General features: G+C 70.0%; 8 protein-coding genes and 1 pseudogene. 4 read left to right on the forward strand and 5 right to left on the reverse strand.

What is annotated here, in order from left to right:
- From ACFV6I_RS33530 to ACFV6I_RS33540, 3 genes and pseudogenes are all read right to left on the reverse strand, one after another.
- Positions 1-187: pseudogene (locus ACFV6I_RS33530) on the reverse strand (RNA-guided endonuclease TnpB family protein); the annotation flags it as partial.
- A gap of 140 nt (positions 188-327) precedes the next feature.
- Positions 328-747, reverse strand: coding sequence for a hypothetical protein (locus ACFV6I_RS33535; RefSeq protein WP_380429450.1), 420 nt, complete (start codon positions 745-747; stop codon positions 328-330).
- Complete coding sequence (locus ACFV6I_RS33540; RefSeq protein WP_380429453.1) at positions 744-1076, reverse strand: PadR family transcriptional regulator; 333 nt, start codon at positions 1074-1076, stop codon at positions 744-746. Before ACFV6I_RS33540 ends, ACFV6I_RS33535 begins: the two co-directional genes overlap by 4 nt.
- A 169-nt stretch (positions 1077-1245) precedes the next feature.
- On the opposite strand from ACFV6I_RS33540, the gene ACFV6I_RS33545 reads away from it, so the two are divergent.
- On the forward strand, positions 1246-1533 hold the full coding sequence (locus ACFV6I_RS33545; RefSeq protein ID WP_380345094.1) for a hypothetical protein: 288 nt from the start codon (positions 1246-1248) through the stop codon (positions 1531-1533).
- 199 nt (positions 1534-1732) lie between these two features.
- Here ACFV6I_RS33545 and ACFV6I_RS33550 read toward each other — a convergent pair whose 3' ends face one another.
- On the reverse strand, positions 1733-2194 hold the full coding sequence (locus tag ACFV6I_RS33550) for an ATP-binding protein (RefSeq protein ID WP_380429456.1): 462 nt from the start codon (positions 2192-2194) through the stop codon (positions 1733-1735).
- Between the two features lie 130 nt (positions 2195-2324).
- Here ACFV6I_RS33550 and ACFV6I_RS33555 point away from each other — a divergent pair, with 130 nt between their 5' ends.
- Genes ACFV6I_RS33555 through ACFV6I_RS33565 form a run of 3 tightly spaced genes read left to right on the forward strand, consistent with a single transcriptional unit; the run spans position 2325 to position 3679 of the window.
- Positions 2325-3197 carry a Scr1 family TA system antitoxin-like transcriptional regulator gene (locus ACFV6I_RS33555; protein WP_380429458.1) on the forward strand — a complete coding sequence of 291 codons (873 nt, stop codon included), beginning with the start codon at positions 2325-2327 and terminating at the stop codon, positions 3195-3197.
- Positions 3198-3199: 2 nt separating this feature from the next.
- Positions 3200-3385 carry a DUF397 domain-containing protein gene (locus ACFV6I_RS33560; RefSeq protein WP_380429461.1) on the forward strand — a complete coding sequence of 62 codons (186 nt, stop codon included), beginning with the start codon at positions 3200-3202 and terminating at the stop codon, positions 3383-3385.
- 60 nt (positions 3386-3445) lie between these two features.
- A complete protein-coding gene (locus ACFV6I_RS33565) occupies positions 3446-3679 on the forward strand; it encodes a DUF397 domain-containing protein (protein WP_380429464.1) in 234 nt (77 codons plus the stop codon).
- Positions 3680-3721: 42 nt separating this feature from the next.
- Here ACFV6I_RS33565 and ACFV6I_RS33570 read toward each other — a convergent pair whose 3' ends face one another.
- A complete protein-coding gene (locus ACFV6I_RS33570; RefSeq protein ID WP_380429467.1) occupies positions 3722-4918 on the reverse strand; it encodes a hypothetical protein in 1197 nt (398 codons plus the stop codon).
- Between the last annotated feature and the right edge of the window lie 104 nt (positions 4919-5022).

The raw sequence follows: 5022 nt of genomic DNA on the forward strand, positions 1-5022 counted from the left end.
TGGTCTTCTCCGCGGCGGTCGCCTTGTTGTGCTTGTGGACCTTGCGGGACATCGCCACGGATTCGTTCCACACCCAGCGGCACTTCCCCCACTCCACTTCGAGCAGTGCCAGGGCGGTGGCCGACACGCGGAGCCGGTAGGCGTACCGGGCGTACCCGGCCTCACCGGCCATCGCTGTCGTCATCATGAGCCGCAACCTAACAGCCCCCACCGACAACAGAAGAAAACGCAGGTCAGAACAGATGTGCAGAGAACTCCGCCGCTTCACGGCTCCGGGCCGAGGACCCATTCCTCCCCGGCCTGAAGGCCGGAGCCTCCTGGGAGAAATCAGGTGACGGTCTGGGCGATCAGCGGGGAGTGCCAGTCGACGAAAGCGGTTCCGGGGTGCTGCAACGCGTAGGAGTGGTTGGCCGTGGCCTGCCGCCACTTCTCCGGGAGGAACACGAGGGCGGTCAGCTGCTGACCGAGCGCCATGGCGGCGGCCAGCGGGGCGGTGGTGGCGAGCAGGCGTCCGGCGGTGCTGCTCGCGGTGATGCCGGTGCGCACCCGCAGGCCGTACGCGGCGACGCCGACGGTCTCGCGGATGACGGCCAGTCGGCCGGCGCCGGCGGTGGAGTCGGCGTGGACCGCGGTGATCTCCTCGCCGCGCTCGGCCCGGTAGGCGGCGGGGTAGGCCCGCAGGGCCAGTCGCAGTCCTCGCAAGGCGGTGCCGGTGGTGCTGCTGGTGGCGGTGGCGGCGGTGTTCACGCGAGGGCCCCCCTGGCCGTCGAACGGGTGGTGCGCAGGCGCCGGTCGGCCTCGGCCACTACCGCGCGCAGCCGGTCGGCCTCGGCGGCGAGGGTGTCCCGTCCTGCGTCGGCGAGTGCGTACGTCCGGCGGGCGCGGCCGTCGATCACCTCGTCGCGCTCGACCTCGATCAGCCCCTGCTGGAGCAGGCGGTCCAACGCGCTGTAGAGCGTGCTGGTGCGCATTTTGACCCGGCCGTCCGAGAGCGCGGCAACCTCTTGGATCAGGGCGTAGCCGTGCCGAGGCGCGTCGGCCAGTGCGGTGAGCAGAAGCAATGTGGGCTCCTGCATGGAGCGTAATGTCATGCGGATACATATACCGTTCATAGGCATATACCGTCCAGTGTTCATGTATCTGGCGCGGGCGGATTCCTGAGCAACCGTTCGGCGCCGGAAGCCGTCATTTCACGGATGTCGGGGCACGACCGCCTCGCCCCAAGGACACCGGGAGCTGGTCTCGTTGCAGCGGAAGAAGCCGTACTGGCAGCCGTACTGGTGGCGACTGATGTTCCGTTCGGACACCACGCCGGAGTGGGAGCCGATGGATCGCGGACCGCTCTCCCAGGTCTCGAACCACGCGCTGACGACGATGTCGATCGAGGCCTGGGCCGACGGCCTCCTGGAGGAGGCGCTCTACGAACTCGAAGACCTGCGCGGCGACCTGCGCGTCGAGTGCTACGAGGAGCCCGTCCTCACGGACGGCACTCCGCCGGTGTATTCGCGCCAGGGGCGGCTGCCGGGGAGGTGAGTCCGGGACGGGTTCGGCGCGGGAAGTCGGTGGGGCCGACTTCCCATGCCGTAGTCAGCGAACAGGGGTTGGGGTTGCGGTGGGCCTGGGGCCCGGGCGGGGATGGTGATGGGCGGTCAGGGGGTAGACCCAGGCGAGGAGCGCGAGGAGGAGGGCGAACGGGAGGAGGGTGTAGGCGGTCGCGGTGCCCGGGGTCACGTCAGGACGCATCGAGGGCGATGGGGAGGTCGAGCTCGGCCCAGACGGTCTTCGCGTTGGGGCGGCGGGGGATGCTGCCCCAGCGGTCGGCGAGGGCGTCGATGAGAGTCAGGCCGCGCCCGGACTGGGAGTTGGGGGCGAGGACGGCGGGCAGAGCCGGGAAGCGGTCGCCCCGGCAGTCCGAGATCTCGATGCGCAAGGTTGTGCCCCGGCGCACGGTGGTGGTGAGGCAGAGGTGAAGCTCGAAGCCGCGCCCCGGAACGCGGCCATGGGTAGTCGCGTTGGCGGCGAGCTCCGCGACGATCAGGAGAGCCGAGTAGTACGGCTCGGTGTGGGACAAGTTCAGCCCCCAGGTGGTGAGTTGACGCCTGGTGATGCGCCGACAGATGGCGGCGCCCTTGGGGGTGGCGGCGAGGGTGACGGTGTGACGGCGGGGGCTGTCGAGCGGGATGTCGGTCGTCATGGAAAAAATCGTGGCGCCCCGGACGTACGCTGACCACGGATTCGGCGAGCACTGAGAGTGCCTGTGCGGATGCGGAGGGTTGGCCTGTCGGCCGGCCCAGATCAATCGGTCGAAAGGGTGGGTGATTGTCGTGGGTGGCGTCGAGCGCACGGTCTTCGATGACGGCGAGACGGCGGAGAACTCCGACGGGGTCGCGGAGTTCTATGCGGCGGTGGGCAAGTTGATCAGGCTCTTCCGGGAGCGGGCCGGGCTGACCCAGCGCGAGCTGGCCGAAAAACTCGGGTACAGCGAGGACCAGCTGGGAGCGGTCGAGCGCGGCAAGCGGACGCCGAGAATCGAGATCCTGACGAAGGCGGAAGAAATCCTCAACGCGGGTGGCGCGTTGAGGATCGTCGCCGACGACGTGATGAAGGCGAAGATCCGGATCACCACGCGGCACCCGGCATTCTCCAAGGCCTTCACGTTCGAGGAGGCGAAGGCTTTGGAGATCCACGACTACAGCACACTCGACATCCCTGGCTTGCTCCAAACCGAGGCGCACGCTCGGGCGTTGTACGAAATGCGCAGGCCCTGGCTCTCCGTCGAACAGATCGACCAGTGGGTGGCAGCCCGACTGGCGCGCCAGGAGATCCTCACTCGGTGGCCGCTTCCGCTCATGAGCTGGGTGATCGACGAAAGCGTCCTACGCCGGCCGCTCGGTGGATGGGATGTTCACCAGGAACAGCTTCGACACATCCTCAAGGTCTCGGAGATCCGAGGCCTGGAGATGCAGGTCATGCCCATCGGGAGTACGGAAAACGCCGGCATGGGCGGCCCGTTCACGCTGCTGACCCCGCCCGGACGCGCACAGATCGCGTACGTGGAGGTCCAGCACGTCAACAGGTTGATCACGGACCCGGAGGAAGTCCGTAAGATGGCCGCACGGTACGGCACCCTCAGGGGGCAGGCGCTCAATATGAGGGAGTCCTTGGCCTTGATCGAGATGATCCTGGGAGAGCGGTGAGCATGGCCGAGCTGGCGTGGTTCAAGAGCAGCTATAGCGGCAACGAGGGCGCCAACTGCGTCGAGGTGGCGGGGACCCCCGGCGTCGTCCACGTGCGTGACTCGAAGGACAAGAGCGGCCCGCAGCTGGCGTTCGAGCCCGCCGCGTGGAAGGCGTTCGTCGGCTTCGCCGCGACCGCCGAGGTCTGAGCAGTCCCCCAACAGCCCACCGCTAGGCAGCGGTGGGCTGTTGGCGTACCGTCAGAAGGCATGGAACTCGTCTGGTTCAAGAGCAGCCACAGCAGCAACGAAGGCGCTGCCTGCGTCGAGATCGCGTGGCGCAAGAGCAGCTACAGCACCAACGAGGGTGCTGAATGCGTCGAGGTCGCCGAGACGACCGCCGCCGTCCACGTCCGTGACTCCAAGGACAAGGACGGCCCCCAGCTCACCTTCTCCCCCGCCGCCTGGCAGGCCTTCGTCGACTTCGCCCCGACGGCCGCCTGACGGCCCGAGACTGCCAGGACCAGGAGCAGGAGCAGGCCAGGCCTAGGGCGTGGCAGTACCCTCCTGCGCGTCGCCCTCAATTGCCCGGAGCGCGGCGACCGCAGCGGGCGCCACATTGGAGTTCACGGCCGCGCCGAGTGCGGCCAGCTCACGGATCACCGGCAGTGCGGGTGCCGCCGCCGGGCCGAACTGCCGCAACGCCGCCAGTGCCGAGCAGACGATCCCCCACTTCTCCGCCCGCACTGCCCGATCGAGTACCTCCTCGACCGCCCCGAGCGCCGCCGTGCCCCCGAGGTGCCCCAGCGCCTGCAGCGTCGAGTTCACCTCCGTTTCGATCCACTGCTGGTCCAGGTCGAAGCCGAGCAGCCGCTCGACCAGACTGGGCACCAACTGCCCTGCCGCACCCGGAAGCCACTTCGCAGCCTGGACCGCCCGCCAGGCGTCGACCCCGCCGTCCAGCGCCGCCAGCAGACTCGGCAGCGCCCGCTCGTCACCGAGACGTGCCAACGCGAGGACGGCCTCCTGATGGGCCCGGCGCAGATGGCGCTGCGGGGAGGCCCACGCCTGTGGTCCGTACTGCGCGTGCTGGGCGGCGACGAAGGCGACCAGCACCGGGCGGGCCGGCTCGGGGACCGGATGGCAGGCGCCGAGGGCGGAGGCGGCCTCGGCGACGACCTCAAGGTACGGGTCCGCGAGTTGGGCGCCGATCAGCGCGACGAGCGGGCTGTGGCCACCGCTCCGGGACCTGATGATCTCCGAGCCCATCCGCAGGGCGTCCAGCCGGGTACCGGGGTCGGCGCTGCGCAGCTGTTCCGCCAGCAGCATCGTGCGCTCGGACACCCGCGCGCCCAGGACCTCGTGGAAAGTGCGCAGCAGCCCGGTGACCGGTGAGTGGACCGTTGCGTGCCGGTCGAGGTCCTCGAACGCGGCGATGACCTCGACCGGTGCGCTGCCCGGCTCGATCGTGGGTGCCGGTGTCGCCGGGGTGGGGGTGAGCCACCAGTCGCCGGTCGGGGCCGTCTGTTCACGCAGCAGGGCGATCGCGGTGCGGGTCGTCTCCTGGGCGTGGAAGTCCGCTGTGCACCGGGCGTGCTGGATCAGGGCCGCCAGCCGGGTGGTCGGATCGAGCGCGGTGTCGTCGGCGAGGGAGGTGAGCCAGGCCGATGCGGGCGCCAGCATGTCCGGCCGGGGCAGAGCCAGCTCGGCCATCGCCTCGACCAGCAGCAGCCGTTCGACCACCCCCGGGGGGGGGGGGGGGCCGCGGCCCCCCCCCCCCCCCGCCCGGCCCCCCCCCCCCCCCCAACCCCCCTGCGCCGGGGAGGCCGGCCTGCGCCCCCCCCCGG

Source organism: Kitasatospora sp. NPDC059803, from assembly GCF_042732255.1.
GTDB lineage: Bacteria > Actinomycetota > Actinomycetes > Streptomycetales > Streptomycetaceae > Kitasatospora.